The following is a 19028-nucleotide window of genomic DNA, read 5'->3' as shown; positions in this document are numbered from 1 at the left end:
TAAGATCTTAACCTCTTTGTGGTTTAGGGATAAAGGCTGCTGGGAAATCACCTTTCAATTTTAATAAGGCTCTGTCGGCTTCTAATCGGTTTCTGAAATTTCCTATCCATACTTTGTAGTTTGGAGTCTCATAGATAATCGCAGAGGGCCATTCCGTGTATTTAGATCTAAAATCTTTGATTACATTACTGGCGGTATTGTTATCTCCGTAGTATAATTGTATTCTATATCGCTCTCCCAATTTACCGTCTTTTGTCATTTCCGACTTCAAATTCATCAATTCTGGGATAGATTCGTCTTGCTGAATGTTTATATTTCCGTTTTGGGCAGAACTTGTCTGGTGAATTGCAACCGATAAAATACCGAGTAAAATGCAATCTTTTATTTTTAATATTCTCATTTCAAAAAGGTTTGGTGTAAAAGTAAAATTAAATAACTAAAACCAGCGAAATTTATTATTTAGAACAATTATAAATTATGTGTTAACACTTCTGCAACATTTCTAAAATCGACTTTAAGTGTTACTTTTGTCGCTGAATTTTAGGGGTTCGATATGCTTTTTAGTGTGTAGATTATTTTAATGTACTCATAAAATATCGTGCCAAACACAAGACGTTAATTCAACTTATAATATGAAAAAGGTGAAATTCCGCCATTCAACTTCAAGACTACTGCTTTTAAGTGCAGTGTTCCTGCTTTCATTTACAACATTAACATTCGCGCAAGATGAACCTGTTCCGGCAGGGGAGGTACAATCGCAGGATGCTGCTGCAGCATCTGGATCGGACCTGGGTGATCCTGCAAATGGAAAATCGTTGTTCAACTCCTTATGTGCTGCCTGTCATAAGCCATACTCTAAATCTATTGGGCCGGCTCTTCATGGGGTGACCGATAAACATGATAGAGAGTGGTTGACTTCGTGGATTCATAATTCTGCGGCTAAAATCGCATCGGGTGATCCTAAAGCGGTTGCGATTTATGAGGAGTATAATAAAACAGCGATGCCTGCATTCCCGCAATTGTCGGATGCTGATATTAGTGATATTCTTGCTTACGTTGAGCAGCCAAAACCAGAAGCGCCGGCAGCGGCGACTGGAGCTACGGCTCAAGGAGATGAATCAGCAGGCGGGGGAGTGTCTAATAATCTTATTTTAGCGATCCTTGCTTTTGTATTGGTGATGCTTCTTGTGATTTTATTCTTGGTTAATAAAACTTTAAGGAAGTTTGCTGTTGCTAGTGGGGTGGAATTGCCGGTAAAGGAAAAAGGAACTCCAATTTGGAAATCTTTTGTTCAGAATCAATTTTTAGTATTGGTGACTGCGGTGATTGTTCTTTTGGCTAGTGGATACTTTATATATGGGTTCTTTATGCAGGTAGGGGTGGATCAAGGCTATCAGCCAATTCAGCCAATTCATTATTCACACAGAATTCATGCTGGGGATAATCAAATAGAGTGTAAGTATTGTCACTCTTCTGCAAGAACTTCAAAAACTTCAGGAATTCCTTCTTTAAATGTTTGTATGAACTGTCATAAATCTATTGGTGAGGTTGCTGAATCTACTGCAACAGAAGATCATTCAAAAGAGTTTTACGATAAGGAAATTCAGAAATTATATGATGCTACCGGATGGGATCCTGCTTCACAATCATATACTGGCGAGACTAAGCCAGTGAAATGGGTTAGGATACATAATTTGCCTGATTTTGCATATTTCAATCACTCTCAACACGTAACTGTTGCTGGTGTGGAGTGTCAGAAATGTCATGGTCCGATTCAAGAGATGGAAGTGGTGTATCAAAATGCTCCTTTAACAATGGGATGGTGTATTAATTGTCACCGTGAGACCAATGTGAAGATCGAGGGGAATGAGTACTACGAAAAAATTCACGACGAACTTTCTAAAAAATACGGAGTTGAAGAGCTTACAGCTGCTCAACTAGGTGGTTTGGAATGTGGTAAATGTCACTACTAATAAAAAAGTTGAGCCTGCTTAGGTGGGTTATTAATAAAGAAGTTAATATCTAGATATATATGTCATCAAACAAGAAATACTGGAAAAGTGTTGAAGAGCTAAAAGAAAATAGCTCTATTGTTGAGGCGCTCCAACAGAATGAATTTGCAGAAGAAATTCCGAATGACGAGTTTTTGGGGGATAAGGATTCTCTAAGTACATCGTCTACTACGCGTCGTGATTTCTTGAAGTATGTTGGTTTTAGTACTGCTGCAGCTTCTCTTGCTGCTTGTGAGGGTCCTGTAATTAAGTCAATCCCATATGTGGTGCAACCTGAGCGTATAGTTCCGGGTGTTGCAAACTATTATGCAACCACTATAGCTGATGGGTTCGATTTTACTAGCGTGTTGGTTAAAACGCGTGAGGGTCGTCCTGTTAAGATTGATAATAATGTTATTTCTACTTCCAGAGGTGGGGCTAATGCTAGGGTGAATGCTTCTGTGTTATCTTTATATGATAGCAAACGAGTGAAGCGCCCAATGGTGAAAGGTCAAAACGTTTCTTGGGAGGAGTTTGATAAACAAGTAGGGGGAGCATTGCAAAATGCATCAGGAGAAATATTGCTGGTAACTCAAACATTTGCGAGCCCATCTACTTCTAAGTTAATAAACGATTTTTCTTCTAAATACCCTAATGTTCGCCATGTAGTGTACGATGCGGTTTCTGAAGATGCTGCGCTTAATGCTTTTCAAGCCAAATATGGTGTTAGAGCTTTGGCGAATTACGATTTTTCTAAAGCTGAGACGATAGTTTCTGTTGGTGCAGATTTCTTAGGTGATTGGCATGGGGGAGGTTTTGATGCGGGTTATGCTAAATCACGAGTTCCTAAAAATGGAAAAATGTCTCGTCATATCCAGTTCGAGGCGAATATGTCATTATCAGGTGCAAATGCCGATAAGCGTGTTCCTTCAACTCCATCTCAGCAAAGAGCTGTGTTGGCTGGTTTGTACGGGTATATTGTTGGAGGTTCTTCTACAAGTAAGCTTCCTGCTTATATAGATGATGCGGTTGTGAAAGCAGCAGCGCAACTAAGAAAAGCTGGTAGTAAGGCGGTAGTGGTAACCGGCTTACCTGATACCGATGCTCAAACATTAGTGCTTGCTATAAACGAAGCTTTGAACAGTCAGGTTATCGATACGGCTAATCCTAGAATGATACGTCAGGGTGATGCTGCAGCGGTTGGAAAACTTGTAGCTGATCTGAAATCTGGAAATGTTGGTGCTGTGATGTTTGCTGGTGTTAATCCAGCTTATAGCCTGCCAGATGCAAAGGAATTTTCAGAAGCATTAAAAAATATTGAAGTTTCTATCGCTTTTTCTATGAAAGAGGATGAAACAGCTAAGCTTTGTAAATATGTTGCTGCTACTCCTCATTATTTGGAGAGTTGGGGTGATATTCAGTTTACAAAGAATAATTTCAGCTTGATGCAGCCTACTATCAGACCTCTGTTTGATACTAGACAATTTCAAGAATGTTTATTGAAATGGAGTGGAAATGACACTTCTTACTACGAATATATCAAGCAAACCTGGAATGCTACTTTAGCTTCTGGTGCTTGGAATGAGGCATTGCATGATGGTGTGTTTGAAGGAACTTCACCGGCTGTTTCAGAGAGTGCTGCTACTGGTTCTTTAGTTGATGCTAGTACGGCTGCAAGAAATCTTTCTGCAAACGCTGAAAATAAAGGTATGGAGCTTACGCTTTATACAAAGGTGTCTATGGGTGATGGTCAGCAGGCTAACAACCCGTGGTTGCAAGAGATGCCAGACCCTATTACCAGAGCTTCATGGGATAACTACTTAACTATTTCTAAAGCTGATGCAGATGCCTTAGATTTAGTAAATGAAAATGTTGCCGACGGAGCGCTAAATGGGAGTTATGTAAATGTAAAAATGGACGGTGTTGTTGTGGAGAATGTTCCAGTCATCATCCAGCCAGGTCAAGCTAAGGGCTCTGTGGGTCTTGCTTTGGGTTATGGTAAAAAGGAAGCTGTTCAAAAAGAGATGCAAGTTGGTGTGAATGCCTACCCTCTTTATAAGAATTTAACTTCCGTTCAAAATGTAAGTATAGAAAAAGCTTCAGGGGTACATGAATTTGCATGTGTTCAGTTGCAAAATACTTTAATGGGTAGAGGAGATATTATAAAGGAAACCACTTTAGAGATCTTCAATACTAAAGATAAGCATGAGTGGAACAAGGTTCCTGAGGTTTCTTTGAACCATATGGAAACTCCTGTTACTTCACCAGAGGTAGATCTTTGGGAAAGCTTTGATAGAGAGGTGGGGCATCATTTCAATCTTTCTATCGATCTAAATGCTTGTACAGGATGTGGTGCTTGTGTAATTGCTTGTCACTCTGAGAATAATGTACCTGTAGTTGGTAAGGAAGAAGTTAGAAAATCCAGAGATATGCACTGGTTGCGTATCGATAGATATTACTCTTCTCAAGACAGTTTTACTGGTGATGTAGAAAAGAAAGAAGCTATTGCAGGTTTGTCTAGTTCTTTATCTGAATTTGGAGAATTAGAGCGTCCTTCAGATAATCCGGAAGTAGTATTCCAGCCTGTAATGTGTCAGCACTGTAACCACGCGCCTTGTGAAACAGTATGTCCGGTAGCGGCAACTTCTCATGGTCGCCAGGGTCAAAATCAGATGATCTATAACAGATGTGTAGGTACAAGATATTGTGCTAACAACTGTCCTTATAAAGTGCGTCGTTTTAACTGGTTCAACTATGCTAAAAATGATGAGTTCGATTATCATATGAATAACGATCTAGGAAGAATGGTATTGAATCCTGATGTAACCGTACGTTCAAGAGGGGTGATGGAAAAATGTTCTATGTGTATGCAAAAAACACAGAAAACTATTCTTGATGCCAAGCGTGATGGTAGAGTTATAGAAGATGGTGAATTCCATACAGCATGTTCTGCAGCTTGTGATAAAGGTGCGATGGTGTTTGGGGATGTGAATGACAAGTCTGCTAAAATCGTTAAGGAGAAAGAGGATAAAAGAATGTATCACTTATTGGAGTCGGTAGGTACTAAGCCTAATGTGATGTATCAGACCAAAATAAGAAATACTTCAGAAGTATAACAACAAGTAAATAATTAAAGAATCAATTATAAAAGGATATGTCTCATTACGAAGCACCTATACGAAAGCCTTTAGTTACCGGAGATAAGACCTATCACGATGTAACCATAGATGTGGCTGCACCGGTTGAAGGAAAGGCCAATAAATCATGGTGGATAGTTTTTTCTATTTCCCTTATTGCTTTTCTTTGGGGGTTAGGCTGTATAATTTACACTGTTTCTACCGGTATTGGTACCTGGGGATTGAATAAAACCGTAGGCTGGGCCTGGGATATTACCAACTTCGTTTGGTGGGTAGGTATCGGGCACGCAGGAACTCTTATTTCTGCTGTATTGCTTTTATTCCGTCAAAAATGGAGAATGGCTATTAACCGTTCTGCAGAGGCGATGACAATTTTTTCTGTAATGCAGGCTGGATTGTTCCCAATTATTCACATGGGGCGTCCATGGTTAGCATATTGGGTACTTCCTATTCCTAACCAATTTGGATCGTTATGGGTTAATTTTAACTCTCCATTACTTTGGGACGTATTCGCGATATCAACATATTTATCTGTATCATTAGTGTTCTGGTGGACAGGTTTACTTCCTGATTTTGCCATGATACGTGATAGAGCTGTAAAGCCTTTTCAAAAGAGAATCTACGGGATCTTGAGTTTTGGATGGAGCGGTAGAGCTAAAGACTGGCAGCGTTTTGAAGAAGTTTCTTTAGTACTTGCTGGTTTAGCAACTCCTTTGGTACTTTCTGTACACACGATTGTATCTTTTGACTTTGCAACTTCTGTAATTCCTGGATGGCATACCACCATCTTCCCTCCTTACTTCGTTGCAGGAGCGGTATTCTCAGGATTCGCCATGGTGAACACCTTGTTGATTATCATGCGTAAAGTTTCTAATCTAGAAGATTATATTACCATTCAGCATATTGAATTAATGAACATAGTAATCATGATTACTGGTTCTATTGTTGGATGTGCTTATATTACCGAATTATTTATCGCTTGGTACTCTGGAGTAGAGTATGAGCAATATGCTTTCTTGAACCGAGCAACCGGACCTTACTGGTGGGCATATTGGGCAATGATGACGTGTAACGTTTTCTCTCCGCAGTTCATGTGGTTCCCTAAATTGAGAAGAAGTATCATGTTCTCTTTCTTTATCTCTATTATAGTGAACATTGGGATGTGGTTCGAGCGTTTTGTAATTATTGTAACTTCATTACACAGAGATTACTTGCCATCTTCATGGACGATGTTCTCTCCAACTTTTGTTGATATTGGAATTTTCATTGGAACTATTGGATTCTTCTTTGTATTGTTCTTGTTATATGCTAGAAGTTTCCCTGTAATTGCACAGGCAGAAGTAAAAACTATTCTGAAATCTTCAGGTGCTAAATACAAAATGCTGCGTGCTGAACATGGGGACCATGTAGATCACCGTAATGTTGTGGTAAGAGAGCCAAGTGCAAATACTGCTGAAGGTCTTCATAATAAAATGCAAGATGATACATTGAATTCCACAGGAGAACATGAAGCTACTGTAAATGCTGATGGTCTGGTTTCTTCGGAAGTTCAGAAGGATCAACTTGATCAAATGATTGCAAGAATTGGAGCTTACGATCCAGCATTGCAATCAGCAGATGATCTTACAAAGCTTACTGCTGTAGGGCCAATGTTGCAACAGCGTTTGCATCAAGTTGGAATATATACTTTTGCACAAGTGAGCAAATTACAATCGATAGATTTTGAATTGTTGAATGAAGTGATCGAGAACTTCCCTCCAGCAACACAAAGTGAAGATTGGGTAGCTCAGGCAATTAAACTTAATAATAATAACTAGAAGGATGGCATCAAAAGTTATACACGCTATTTATACCGATGACGATTTGCTGTTGCAAGCTGTAAAACAAGTACGTGACGCCCGTTATCATATTGCAGAAGTTTACACACCTTTCCCGGTTCACGGACTAGATAAGGCAATGGGGCTTGCGCCAACAAGATTGGCTATCGCTTCTTTCTTATATGGGTTGGTGGGAATGACAGTGGCAATTACCATGATGAATTTTATCATGATTGAAGACTGGCCACAGGATATTGGTGGGAAACCAAGTTTCAGCTTTCTTCAAAACCTTCCGGCATTTGTGCCGATTATATTCGAATTAACGGTGTTTTTTGCCGCTCACCTTATGGTGATCACTTTCTACATGAGAAGTAGAATATGGCCTTTTAAAACTGCTGAAAATCCAGATGTAAGAACTACAGATGATCATTTCCTTATGGAGATTGATGCAGAGAATCACGATGTGGATGGGCTTTCAAAGTTTTTATACGATACAGGGGCTCTTGAAATTAAATTAATAGATAATAAATAAACAGAATGAGAAGTTTATTTCAGAAATCAATAGTACTAGTACTAGTAGCATTTTCGGCTACCTCTTGTTTTGATAAGGGTGCCCCAAACTATCAGTATTTTCCAGATATGTATGAGCCAGTACCTTACGAAGCTTATGGAGAATATGATGTTTTTGTAGGGGAACAGGAAGCAAAATTACCTGTAGAAGGAACAATACCTCGTGGATGGATGCCTTATGATTTTGAGAATTCATCTGAAGGCTATGCACAAGCTAAGGCTGAAGGAAAAAACCCGCTTCCATATACAGAAGAGAATTTAGCTTCAGGACAGCAGTTATATACCATTTACTGTGCAGTATGTCATGGAGATCAAGGTAATGGTAAAGGTATTTTAGTAGAACGCGAAAAAATTCTTGGTGTTCCTAGTTACGATGATGCAGGAAGAGCTATCACCGAAGGGAGTGTTTATCATGTAATGTATTACGGATTGAACTCAATGGGATCATATGCTTCACAAACAAGTATTAAAGAGCGTTGGCAAATAGATCACTATGTAATGAAATTGAAAGGAGCCTTAGAAGGTGCTCCGGAAAGAGCATTTGAAAGTGAAGATCTTACTGCTAAAGAAAATCTTATTCCTGCTGTTAATGCAGAAGGAGCTTCTTCGGAAGAGGAACACGCTAATGAAAGTACACACTAAAAATAACTGCATTTAGATATATTAATATGTACACGCTATCCAGTAAATTAAAATTAACGGCAATTATATTTATGATTGTTGGTGCTATAGGACTTGTTTATGGTTTTATTGCCGCTCCTTCAACCATAGAAGATGTAAAGGAGATGATGGCTTCTAAGGGGCATCATGAATCGGCCGAGGCTGAAGTTGTTGAGCAGGATTCACACGCAATGGCATCTGAACATGCCCAAGAAGGCCATGCAATGGTAGGTCAGCATGAAGCAGAAGGACATGGCGAAGCTGAAGCTCATGGAGACGAACATTATGAGCACGTTCTACATCAGTTACAAAACAAACCATGGGCTGCATTATATGTTGCGGCATTCTTCTTTTTTATGATCTCATTGGCTACGTTGGCATTTTATGCTATACAGTATGCAGCGCAGGCAGGTTGGTCTCCGGTGTTATTTAGAGTGATGGAAGGTATAACAGCTTATTTGCTGCCTGGAAGTTTAATTGTTTTTGCAATTTTATTGTTATCAGGTTTACATCTAAACCATCTATTTGTTTGGATGGATCCCGAAGTTGTTGCTAAAGATGAACTTATTCAGCATAAATCATCTTTCTTAAATGTGCCTTTCTTCTTATTAAGAGCAGCTATTTATATTATTGGATGGAACATATTCAGATATTTATTAAGAAGAAACTCTTTGAGAATTGATGAAGCTACCGATGGTAGATATTTCAAACAAAGCTTTAAACTGGCAGCAGGATTTTTAGTATTCTTCCTTGTTTCAGAATCTATGATGTCTTGGGACTGGATTATGAGTGTAGATCCACACTGGTTTAGTACATTATTTGGATGGTATGTATTTGCAAGTATGATAGTATCAGCAGTTACGGTTATTGCTTTAATATCTATGTACTTAAAATCTAGAGGATATTTAGAATATGTGAATGATTCACATATCCATGACCTTGCTAAGTTCATGTTCGGATTTAGTATTTTCTGGACATACCTATGGTTCTCTCAATTTATGTTGATCTGGTATTCAAATATACCGGAAGAGGTAACCTACTTTATTACCAGAATAGAAGATTATAATATAGCTTTCTTTGGAATGGTTGTAATGAATTTTGTATTTCCTGTTCTTATTTTAATGAACAGCGATTACAAGCGTATCAATTTGTTCGTAATAATGGGTGGTATAATTATACTACTTGGACATTATTTGGATATTTTTGTAATGATTATGCCGGCAACCGTAGGAAAGGAATGGTTTATAGGTATCCCTGAGATAAGCGCTTTATTGTTCTTTGGTGGATTATTTGTCTTTGTTGTGTTTAATGCTCTAACAAAAGCGCCACTATTACCAAAACGCAATCCGTTTATTAAAGAGAGCCAACATTTCCATTATTAATATAAGATTGTTTAAAGAAGAGATAAAAAAATGACTGTATTTTTAGTAATCATAGTAATAGCGCTTTTTGCCGTAACCTTATGGCAAATGTCCAAGATATTCGATTTATCAAAGGGCAGCGATATAGATTCTTCGCAGGTTGCAACAGATAAGGATAACAAAACACATGGAATGTTCATGTTGTTGTTTGTTATCTTACTTTATGTAATCACTATTTACTGTTTCTGGAATTATAGCAAATTCTACTTGCCAGAAGCAGCATCAGAGCATGGGAGCCATGTAGATAACTTAATGTTCTTATCTATAGCGATTATCATGTTTGTTCAAATTATCACTCAAGGTTTATTGCACTGGTTTGCCTATAAATATCAAGGTAGAAAAGGAAGAAAAGCTTTGTTTTATGCTGATAATGATAAACTGGAATTCATTTGGACCATTATTCCTGTAATTGTTCTTGCTGGATTAATTATCTACGGATTATTCACTTGGTCTGATATTATGAATATCAACGAAGAGGAAGATCCAATGATTGTTGAGATATATGCTTATCAATTTGCCTGGAGAGCCAGATATTCTGGAGAAGATAATACTTTAGGTGGAGCCAATGTTCGTTTCATTGAAGGTGTTAACCAACTTGGGGTAGACGAAAGTGATCCTTATGGTGAAGACGATGTAGTTACTACTGAACTTCATTTACCTGTAGGAAAACCAGTTCTTTTCAAGTTTAGATCTCAAGATGTTTTACATTCTGCTTTCTTCCCTCATTTTAGAGCTCAAATGAACGTAGTACCCGGTATGATCACTCAGTTTGGATTTACTCCAACAATTACTTCTGAAGAAATGAGAAGTAGTGAGTATATGGTAGATAAGGTTGCTAATATCAATGAAATCAGAAAAGACAATTCAAAGGATTTGATGCAGGCTGGAGAGGCTCCATTAGATTCATATGAATTTGAATACTACTTGTTATGTAACAAAATTTGTGGTCAGGCGCATTATAATATGCAAATGAAGATTGTTGTAGAAAGTGAAGAGGATTATAAAGCTTGGTTAGAGAAGCAGCAAACTTTTGGGGAAGCCATGGCAGCTCAAAAAGAATCACAACTTGAAGTTTCCACCGAAACAGCAGAAGTAGCAGTAGTTGAAAAAGAAAACAATTAAAAGTTAAAGAATTAAAGATATGTCAGCAGTAGGACACGCAACTTTGGATCATTCACATGATGACCATGGGCATCATCATAAGCAAACCTTCATAACTAAATATATATTTAGTACAGATCATAAGATGATTGCAAAGCAATATCTTATAACCGGTCTTATAATGGGTATTATAGGTATTTTAATGTCAGTTCTTTTTAGAATGCAATTGGCATGGCCCGAACAATCTTTTGCCATTTTTAACTTTCTATTAGGTGATAAATGGGCTCCAGATGGAGTTATGACTCCAGAGATCTATTTGGCGTTGGTTACCATTCATGGTACTATCATGGTATTCTTCGTGCTTACGGCCGGGTTAAGTGGTACCTTTAGTAACTTGCTTATTCCGCTTCAAATTGGTGCTCGAGATATGGCCTCAGGATTCCTTAACATGGTTTCTTACTGGTTGTTCTTTATCTCTTGTGCAATTATGTTAAGCTCATTATTTGTAGAGGCTGGACCGGCATCTGCAGGTTGGACCATCTATCCTCCGCTTAGTGCATTGCCACAGGCTATTGGGGGGTCAGGATTAGGGATGACGCTTTGGTTAAGTTCTATGGCTATCTTTATTGCGTCTTCATTATTAGGGTCTTTGAACTATATAGTAACAGTAATAAACCTTAGAACTAATGGAATGTCTATGACTAGACTTCCTTTAACAATCTGGGCATTCTTTGTTACTGCTATTATTGGGGTTGTTTCATTCCCTGTATTATTATCAGCGGCTTTAATGCTTATTATGGATAGAAGTTTTGGTACTTCATTCTTCTTAAGTGATATTTTTATTCAAGGGGAAGTTTTAAGTCACCAAGGTGGATCGCCAGTTCTTTTTGAACATTTATTCTGGTTCTTAGGTCACCCTGAAGTATATATTGTAATTCTTCCAGCAATGGGATTGGTATCGGAAATTATGGCTACCAACGCTCGTAAACCAATTTTTGGTTACCGTGCTATGGTTGCTTCTATTCTTGCAATTGCATTCCTTTCAACTATTGTTTGGGGTCACCATATGTTCGTTTCTGGTATGAATCCATTCTTAGGCTCTGTATTTACCTTTACAACATTGTTGATTGCAATTCCTTCAGCAGTAAAAGCCTTTAACTGGATCACTACATTGTGGAAAGGGAATTTACAATTGAACCCTGCAATGTTATTCTCTATCGGTTTTGTTTCAACATTCATTACTGGAGGTTTAACTGGGATCATTCTAGGAGATAGTACTTTAGATATCAACGTTCACGATACATATTTTGTAATTGCTCACTTCCACCTGGTAATGGGTATCTCTGCACTTTATGGATTGCTAGCTGGGGTTTACCACTGGTTCCCAAAGATGTTTGGACGTATGATGAATAAAAACCTTGGATATATCCATTTCTGGGTAACTGCAATTGGAGCTTACGGAGTATTCTTCCCAATGCACTTTATTGGAATGGCAGGATTGCCAAGACGTTATTATACCAATACTGCTTTTCCATATTTCGATGATCTTTCTGATGTGAATGTGGTAATTACAGTATTTGCTATTATTACAGCAGCAGTACAGGTAGTATTCTTATGGAACTTCTTTAGCTCTATTTTCTTCGGAAAGAAAGCGGTTCAAAACCCATGGAATGCAAATACATTAGAATGGACTACTCCTGTAGAGCACATCCACGGAAACTGGCCGGGAGAAATTCCATCAGTTTACAGATGGTCTTACGACTATAGTAAAACAAACGAGAATGGAGAATACGTTATTCCGGGGCAAGATTTTGTTCCACAAAACGTACCTCTTCAGGAAAATGAGGAAGAATTAAATCATTAATATTATCCTCTATTATAATCTAAAAGCCTTTTCATTTTGAAGAGGCTTTTTTCTTTTATATTTGTAGCACTCACATTATTGCTCTACTGAATTTTTTTTAGGGTATATAATATTGAAAAATCCCATTCCCAGTTATGAACGAACATTTAGATCCTACCGGAGAGAACTTTTCTTCTGAAGAAATTGACATAGATAAGGCATTACGTCCCTTAAGTTTCGATGATTTTGCAGGTCAGGATCAGGTGTTGGAGAATCTAAAGATCTTTGTTCAGGCTGCAAATATGCGGGGAGAAGCACTAGATCATACCTTATTTCATGGCCCTCCTGGACTTGGAAAGACTACCTTGGCACATATTCTGGCTAATGAATTGAATGTGGGAATTAAAGTTACCTCCGGGCCTGTAATAGATAAGCCAGGAGATTTGGCGGGACTTCTTACCAATCTCGAAGAGAGAGATGTGCTTTTTATAGATGAGATCCACAGATTAAGCCCCATAGTTGAGGAGTACTTATACTCTGCTATGGAAGATTATAAGATAGATATCATGATTGAGACCGGGCCTAATGCTCGTACGGTGCAAATTAATCTGAATCCTTTTACCTTGATTGGTGCTACAACCCGATCAGGATTACTTACAGCCCCAATGAGAGCGAGGTTTGGTATTGCCAGCCGACTTCAATATTATACAACAGAACTTTTATCCACCATTATTGAGCGTAGTGCTGAAATATTAAAAGTGCCAATTTCTATAGATGCAGCGATAGAAATTGCAGGTAGAAGTAGAGGTACACCTCGTATTGCAAATGCTTTACTTCGTAGGGTGCGTGATTTTGCTCAAATAAAAGGAAATGGAAAGATTGATATCGAGATCGCTAAATTCAGTTTAAAAGCATTAAATGTAGATGCTCATGGGTTAGATGAAATGGATAATAAGATACTTACCACAATTATAGATAAATTTAAGGGTGGGCCGGTTGGTCTTTCTACTTTAGCAACTGCCGTAAGCGAAAATGCTGAAACTATTGAAGAAGTGTATGAGCCTTTCCTGATACAACAAGGGTTTATTTATAGAACTCCCAGAGGACGGGAAGTAACCGAATTGGCATACAAACATTTGGGGAGAGTTAAAGGGAATACGCAAGGCGGACTCTTTTAAATTATTTCAAATAAAGCTTTTTCACTATGTCTAAAAATGGGATTCCATCGGTGTCTGTGTTTCGGTTCTTGAGTAGAGCAGGGCAGATATTGAAAAATCCACTGCCTTTTCATCATGAGAATTTCGAAAAATTAGGGGCTATTTTTAGAGTGAATTTAGGCTTTGGGAAATCGATGATTTTTTCCAGAGATGCTAAATTGGCGCAATATGTACTTCAAAAGAACCATAAGAATTATCATAAATCGGAGATTCAAACAAAGGAGCTCGCTAAATATGTTGGTAAAGGTCTGTTAACTTCAGAAGGAGATCATTGGAAAAAGCAACGCAAACTTCTTCAGCCTACTTTTCATAAGAAACAGTTGGTTCAGCTCCTCACTGCTATTCAGAAAGCAATTACTGCCGAATTAGATAAGATTACCACTAATGCACCTATTGATGTATTCCCCATCTTTAATGATCTTGCATTTCAAACGGTGGTAAAGTCGCTTTTCAGTAGCGCAGCCAACCAAAAGGATATCAATCGCCTTCAGTATATAACAGAATCGGCACAACGCATGCTGGTTAAGGAGTTGCGGCAACCTTTTAAGAAATGGTGGTTTCATTTAAGCGGAGAACTTGCAAGAAACAAGGACCTGACTCTTGAGGCACGGGATATCTTAAAGAAACTGGTACAGGATCGCAAGGAAAGCAAAGAAAGAAAAGGTGACCTTTTAGATATGTTGCTTGAAGCGCGATATGAAGATGGAAATGGAATGGATGCCGAGCAGCTGATAGATGAGATTCTTATAATTTTTACGGCAGGCCATGAGACTACTTCAAATGCACTCACTTTTACTTGTGAACTTTTGGCAAGACACTCTGAGGTCCAAGAGAAAGTAGCTACCGAGGTAAGATCGGCTAGAGCACAAAGTACTTCTCTTATGGAGTTCATTAAATCCTGTTCTTATACCAAGCAGGTAATAGAAGAATCCATGCGTTTATATCCTCCTGTTTATTTTATAGATCGCGTAAATTTTGAAGAAGATACATTTGAAAATCTGGTAATTCCAAAAGGTTCCAATTTGTTGTTCTCTTTATTCGAGATTCATAGAAGTAAAGAATTTTGGCAAGAGCCTGAAAAGTTTGATCCGGATAGGTTTGCTGAAGGGAAAGCCCTGCAGTATTCTGCTTATTACTATCCTTTTGGTGCCGGTCCACGAATGTGCATAGGCAATAATTTTGCAATGTATGAGATGATTCTAGCTACTGCTGAAGTGGTTGAAAAATTTAAGATTTCAGCAAAAACAGAAAATATCAAAATAAAACCTTTGATAACACTAAAGCCCGAGGAGGCATTTTTAGAATTTAATTTGAGATAAGATTGTTTAATAATCCTTCAAAATACTCGCAGCTTATCAAGACCGAAGCAAAACGTTTGGGCTTTATGTCCTGCGGAATCTCAAAAGCGGAATTTTTAGAGCAGGAGGCGCCGCGATTGGAAGGCTGGCTAAACAATAATATGCATGGCGAAATGCGGTATATGGAGAATCATTTCGATAAACGTTTGGATCCTACTAAACTGGTAGAAGGATCAAAAAGTGTTATTTCATTATTGCTTAATTATTTTCCTTCAGAAGTTCAAAATCCATCTTCTTATAAGATCAGCAAATATGCCTATGGTACCGATTATCATTTTGTGATAAAGGATAAGCTGAAGGAGCTGCTTCAATTTATGAAAGAACACATTGGCGACATAGAAGGTAGGGCATTTGTTGATTCGGCACCGGTACTAGATAAGGCATGGGCGGCAAAAAGTGGTTTGGGATGGATTGGCAAGAATTCAAACCTGCTTACTAAACAGGTGGGTTCCTTTTATTTTATAGCAGAGCTTATTGTTGATGTAGACCTGGAATATGATCTTCCCGTAACCGATCACTGCGGAAGTTGTACTGCATGTATAGATGCTTGCCCTACCCAGGCTATTGTAGAGCCTTACAAAGTAGATGGCAGTAAATGTATTTCGTATTTTACGATAGAATTAAAGGAAGAGCTGCCTGTATCCTATAAAAATCAGTTTGATGACTGGATGTTTGGCTGTGATGTTTGTCAGGATGTTTGCCCGTGGAATAAGTTTTCAAAGGCGCATAGCGAGCCTCTTTTTAGTCCGCATCCTCAGGTATTGGAAATGAATAAAAAAGAGTGGAAAGAACTTACAAAAGAGACCTTTAATGAGATTTTTAAAAAATCGGCAGTAAAGAGAACCAAATTTGAAGGTTTAAAACGAAATATCGAGTTTTTGAAAGATTAAGTTTCTTCACTCTATTCCTCCTTGCTATCTTTGTCGTATAGAATTAAAACTAATATATGAGTAAGGATAGTAAGAGAAGAGAGGCGCTTGTATATCATGCCAAGCCAAAACCCGGTAAGATTGAGGTAGTGCCTACTAAGAAATATGCAACTCAAAGAGATCTTTCTCTCGCATATTCTCCCGGTGTTGCCATCCCTTGTCTGGAAATAGAAAAAGATAAAGAGAACGCTTATAAATACACTGCAAAAGGAAACCTTGTTGCAGTAATATCCAATGGTACAGCGGTACTTGGATTGGGAGATATTGGCCCGGAGGCTTCAAAACCGGTGATGGAAGGTAAAGGCTTACTTTTCAAAATATTTGCAGATATAGATGTTTTTGATATTGAAGTAGACACTAAAGATGTAGAATCGTTTATAGCTACAGTGAAGAACATCGCTCCTACATTTGGGGGGATCAATTTAGAAGATATCAAGGCGCCCGAGGCTTTTGAAATAGAAAAGAGATTAAAGGAAGAACTTGATATTCCTGTCATGCACGACGATCAGCATGGAACAGCCATTATTTCTGCTGCTGCTTTGCTGAATGCTTTGGAAATTGCTAAGAAAAAGATTGAAAAAGTTAAGATAGTAATAAGTGGGGCAGGTGCAGCGGCCGTTTCCTGTACAAAGTTATATAAGGCTTTTGGCGCGAAGGCTGAGAATATTGTAATGCTGGACAGTAAAGGAGTTATTCGGGCAGACCGCGCGTCTCTGTCTGTTGAAAAACTCGAATTTGCAACTAAAAGAAAGATCGATACCTTAACAGAAGCTATGAAAGATGCCGATGTTTTTGTAGGGCTTTCAATTGCAGATATCGTAACTCCGGGAATGCTGAAAAGTATGGCTAAGCGGCCTATAGTTTTTGCTATGGCAAACCCTGACCCTGAGATCGAATATAATCTAGCGGTTTCCACCCGTAAGGATCTTATTATGGCCACTGGAAGAAGCGATCATCCTAATCAGGTAAACAACGTACTTGGTTTTCCTTTCATTTTTAGAGGAGCTTTAGATGTTAGAGCTACTAAAATTAATGAAGCTATGAAAATGGCTGCGGTAAAAGCACTTGCAGAGCTTGCTAAAGAACCGGTGCCAGAGCAGGTGAATATTGCTTATGGAGAAACCAAATTGAATTTTGGTCCTGAATATATCATTCCGAAGCCTTTCGATCCTAGACTTATCGCAAAAGTTCCACCTGCAGTTGCAAAAGCAGCAATGGAAAGTGGGGTGGCGAAGAGCCCTATTTTAGATTGGGAACGATATGAAGATGAGTTGCTGGAACGTATGGGTAGCGATAATAAGGTTTCCCGTTTGCTGATGAACCGCGCTAAGACCAATCCTAAGCGAATTGTTTTTGCTGAAGCCGACCATTTAGATGTCTTGAAAGCTGCGCAAATAGTACAGGAAGAAGGAGTGGGGATACCAATTTTATTGGGACGAAGTAAAGTGATTAAAGAGTTGATGCAGGAAATTGACTTTGACGATTCTCATGTAACGATTATCGATCCAAAGTCTGATGATGAAGATGAAAAACGCAGTGCCTATGCCGATGTGTATTGGAAAGCGCGTTACAGAAGCGGGGTCACTAAGTACGATGCCGAGAAATTGATGCGTGAGCGTAATTATTTTGCCGCCATGATGGTAAATGAAGGTGATGCCGATGCATTATTGTCTGGCTACTCTCGTGCATATCCAACGGTTGTGAAGCCTATGCTGGAGCTTATAGGAATGGCAAAAGGAATAGATAGAGTGGCTGCCACTAACTTGATGAATACTTCTCGAGGGCCGCTATTTATTAGCGATACTTCCATTAATATAGATCCTTCTGCAAAAGACTTGGCAAAAATCGCATTAATGACTGCAAGAACTGCGAGATTGTTTGGTGTAGATCCTGTAATAGGAATGATCTCTTATGCCAATTTTGGTTCTTCCAAAAACGAACGAGCGAGAAAGGTAAAAGAAGCTGTTACTTATTTACATAGATCCCACCCGGAGTTAAAAGTTGACGGAGAATTACAGGTAGATTTTGCATTGAATAAGGAAATGCTACAAAACAAATTCCCTTTTTCAAAATTAGCAGGAAAGAAGGTGAACACCTTGATATTTCCTAATTTAGAATCAGCTAATGGTACTTACAAGCTTATTAAGGAATTGAATAAAACTGATTCTATTGGACCTATAATGATGGGAATGAATAAACCTGTTCATATTCTTCAATTAGGTGCCAGTGTTGAGGAAATGGTTAATATGGCTGCAGTTGCAGTTGTAGATGCGCAAGAAAAAGGTAAAAAGGTTCAAAGCAAATAAATTGCCATTCTTCCAAGATGTTAATTTCTTGGGGCTTTTGTTTATTTTAGTACATTTGAGTACTAATTTTTAGTACACTTATGATTCATCATTTAAAGGGGCAATTAAAAGAAAAAAATCCTACTCATGTTGTTGTAGAATGCAATGGAGTAGGATATTTTGTTCATATATCCTTACATACTTTTTCATTATTAAATAATTCTTCTGAAGAGGTTAGTCTTTTTACCCATTTACAAGTTAAAGAAGACTCCCATACGCTTTTTGGATTTGTGGAGAAATCAGAAAAAGAACTTTTCAGATTATTAATCTCGGTTTCGGGAGTAGGAGCAAGTACTGCCCGTACAATGCTTTCCTCTCTAGAGCCCAAACAAATTATGGATGCCATAGCTGCAGGTAATACTGCAACTGTTCAAAGCATAAAAGGGATAGGAGCTAAAACAGCGCAGCGTATTATTTTAGATTTAAAAGATAAAATCTTAAAAGTATTTGGAGAAGGGGAAGTTTTTATTTCTCAGAACAATACAAACAAAGAAGAAGCGTTATCAGCATTAGAAACCTTAGGCTTCGCCCGCAAGTCTGCTGAAAAGGTTGTAGATTCCATAATGAAGCAAACCACAGACCCTACCGTGGAGACTATCATTAAATTAGCTTTGAAAAAATTATAATTATATTTTAATC

At 38.3% G+C, this 19028-nt stretch carries 14 protein-coding genes; 13 read left to right on the top strand and 1 reads right to left on the bottom strand.

The annotated features are described in order from the left end of the window. Positions 1-7 precede the first annotated feature (7 nt). Positions 8-400, bottom strand: coding sequence for an SPOR domain-containing protein (locus L1I30_RS00790; RefSeq protein WP_236132344.1), 393 nt, complete (start codon positions 398-400; stop codon positions 8-10). Between the two features lie 232 nt (positions 401-632). On the opposite strand from L1I30_RS00790, the gene L1I30_RS00785 reads away from it, so the two are divergent. The 13 genes from L1I30_RS00785 to ruvA all read left to right on the top strand — a co-directional run bounded on the left by L1I30_RS00785 (position 633) and on the right by ruvA (position 19015). Beyond that, the gene (locus tag L1I30_RS00785; protein ID WP_236132343.1) at positions 633-1973 is read left to right on the top strand and encodes a c-type cytochrome; all 1341 of its coding nucleotides are present in this window, start codon (positions 633-635) and stop codon (positions 1971-1973) included. A 59-nt stretch (positions 1974-2032) separates the two neighbouring features. Continuing rightward, positions 2033-5107, top strand: a complete 3075-nt coding sequence (locus tag L1I30_RS00780; RefSeq protein WP_236132342.1) for a TAT-variant-translocated molybdopterin oxidoreductase — start codon at positions 2033-2035, stop codon at positions 5105-5107. Positions 5108-5145: 38 nt separating this feature from the next. After that, positions 5146-6945 carry an NrfD/PsrC family molybdoenzyme membrane anchor subunit gene (gene nrfD / locus L1I30_RS00775; protein ID WP_236132341.1) on the top strand — a complete coding sequence of 600 codons (1800 nt, stop codon included), beginning with the start codon at positions 5146-5148 and terminating at the stop codon, positions 6943-6945. A gap of 4 nt (positions 6946-6949) precedes the next feature. After that, the gene (locus L1I30_RS00770; RefSeq protein WP_236132340.1) at positions 6950-7477 is read left to right on the top strand and encodes a DUF3341 domain-containing protein; all 528 of its coding nucleotides are present in this window, start codon (positions 6950-6952) and stop codon (positions 7475-7477) included. Between the two features lie 5 nt (positions 7478-7482). Continuing rightward, positions 7483-8157 (top strand): c-type cytochrome, encoded by a 675-nt coding sequence (locus L1I30_RS00765; protein ID WP_236132339.1) that lies wholly within the window; start codon positions 7483-7485, stop codon positions 8155-8157. A gap of 26 nt (positions 8158-8183) precedes the next feature. Beyond that, positions 8184-9557, top strand: a complete 1374-nt coding sequence (locus tag L1I30_RS00760; RefSeq protein ID WP_236132338.1) for a quinol:cytochrome C oxidoreductase — start codon at positions 8184-8186, stop codon at positions 9555-9557. Between the two features lie 30 nt (positions 9558-9587). Then, on the top strand, positions 9588-10718 hold the full coding sequence (locus tag L1I30_RS00755; protein WP_236132337.1) for a cytochrome c oxidase subunit II: 1131 nt from the start codon (positions 9588-9590) through the stop codon (positions 10716-10718). 19 nt (positions 10719-10737) lie between these two features. After that, the gene (locus tag L1I30_RS00750) at positions 10738-12561 is read left to right on the top strand and encodes a cytochrome c oxidase subunit I (protein ID WP_236132336.1); all 1824 of its coding nucleotides are present in this window, start codon (positions 10738-10740) and stop codon (positions 12559-12561) included. 134 nt (positions 12562-12695) lie between these two features. After that, positions 12696-13718 carry a Holliday junction branch migration DNA helicase RuvB gene (gene ruvB / locus L1I30_RS00745; protein ID WP_236132335.1) on the top strand — a complete coding sequence of 341 codons (1023 nt, stop codon included), beginning with the start codon at positions 12696-12698 and terminating at the stop codon, positions 13716-13718. Positions 13719-13744: 26 nt separating this feature from the next. Continuing rightward, positions 13745-15076: a cytochrome P450 gene (locus L1I30_RS00740; RefSeq protein WP_236132334.1), complete on the top strand. Its 1332-nt coding sequence runs from the start codon at positions 13745-13747 to the stop codon at positions 15074-15076. 2 nt (positions 15077-15078) lie between these two features. Then, the gene (gene queG, locus L1I30_RS00735; RefSeq protein WP_262911011.1) at positions 15079-16005 is read left to right on the top strand and encodes a tRNA epoxyqueuosine(34) reductase QueG; all 927 of its coding nucleotides are present in this window, start codon (positions 15079-15081) and stop codon (positions 16003-16005) included. A 56-nt stretch (positions 16006-16061) separates the two neighbouring features. Further along, positions 16062-18350 (top strand): NADP-dependent malic enzyme, encoded by a 2289-nt coding sequence (locus L1I30_RS00730; RefSeq protein WP_236132333.1) that lies wholly within the window; start codon positions 16062-16064, stop codon positions 18348-18350. Between the two features lie 80 nt (positions 18351-18430). Continuing rightward, positions 18431-19015 carry a Holliday junction branch migration protein RuvA gene (gene ruvA / locus L1I30_RS00725; RefSeq protein WP_236132332.1) on the top strand — a complete coding sequence of 195 codons (585 nt, stop codon included), beginning with the start codon at positions 18431-18433 and terminating at the stop codon, positions 19013-19015. The last annotated feature ends 13 nt before the right edge of the window (positions 19016-19028 follow it).

It is taken from the genome of Gillisia lutea (assembly GCF_021568705.1).
Taxonomy (GTDB): Bacteria; Bacteroidota; Bacteroidia; order Flavobacteriales; family Flavobacteriaceae; genus Gillisia; species Gillisia lutea.
This window is presented reverse-complemented; position numbering and strand designations above follow the sequence as displayed.

Bases quoted from the DNA above. Each gene is read 5' to 3' on its own strand.
- L1I30_RS00790 (WP_236132344.1), bottom strand. From the start codon at position 400: ATGAGAATATTAAAAATAAAAGATTGCATTTTACTCGGTATTTTATCG.
- L1I30_RS00785 (WP_236132343.1), top strand. From the start codon at position 633: ATGAAAAAGGTGAAATTCCGCCATTCAACTTCAAGACTACTGCTTTTA.
- L1I30_RS00780 (WP_236132342.1), top strand. From the start codon at position 2,033: ATGTCATCAAACAAGAAATACTGGAAAAGTGTTGAAGAGCTAAAAGAA.
- nrfD (WP_236132341.1), top strand. From the start codon at position 5,146: ATGTCTCATTACGAAGCACCTATACGAAAGCCTTTAGTTACCGGAGAT.
- L1I30_RS00770 (WP_236132340.1), top strand. From the start codon at position 6,950: ATGGCATCAAAAGTTATACACGCTATTTATACCGATGACGATTTGCTG.
- L1I30_RS00765 (WP_236132339.1), top strand. From the start codon at position 7,483: ATGAGAAGTTTATTTCAGAAATCAATAGTACTAGTACTAGTAGCATTT.
- L1I30_RS00760 (WP_236132338.1), top strand. From the start codon at position 8,184: ATGTACACGCTATCCAGTAAATTAAAATTAACGGCAATTATATTTATG.
- L1I30_RS00755 (WP_236132337.1), top strand. From the start codon at position 9,588: ATGACTGTATTTTTAGTAATCATAGTAATAGCGCTTTTTGCCGTAACC.
- L1I30_RS00750 (WP_236132336.1), top strand. From the start codon at position 10,738: ATGTCAGCAGTAGGACACGCAACTTTGGATCATTCACATGATGACCAT.
- ruvB (WP_236132335.1), top strand. From the start codon at position 12,696: ATGAACGAACATTTAGATCCTACCGGAGAGAACTTTTCTTCTGAAGAA.
- L1I30_RS00740 (WP_236132334.1), top strand. From the start codon at position 13,745: ATGTCTAAAAATGGGATTCCATCGGTGTCTGTGTTTCGGTTCTTGAGT.
- L1I30_RS00730 (WP_236132333.1), top strand. From the start codon at position 16,062: ATGAGTAAGGATAGTAAGAGAAGAGAGGCGCTTGTATATCATGCCAAG.
- ruvA (WP_236132332.1), top strand. From the start codon at position 18,431: ATGATTCATCATTTAAAGGGGCAATTAAAAGAAAAAAATCCTACTCAT.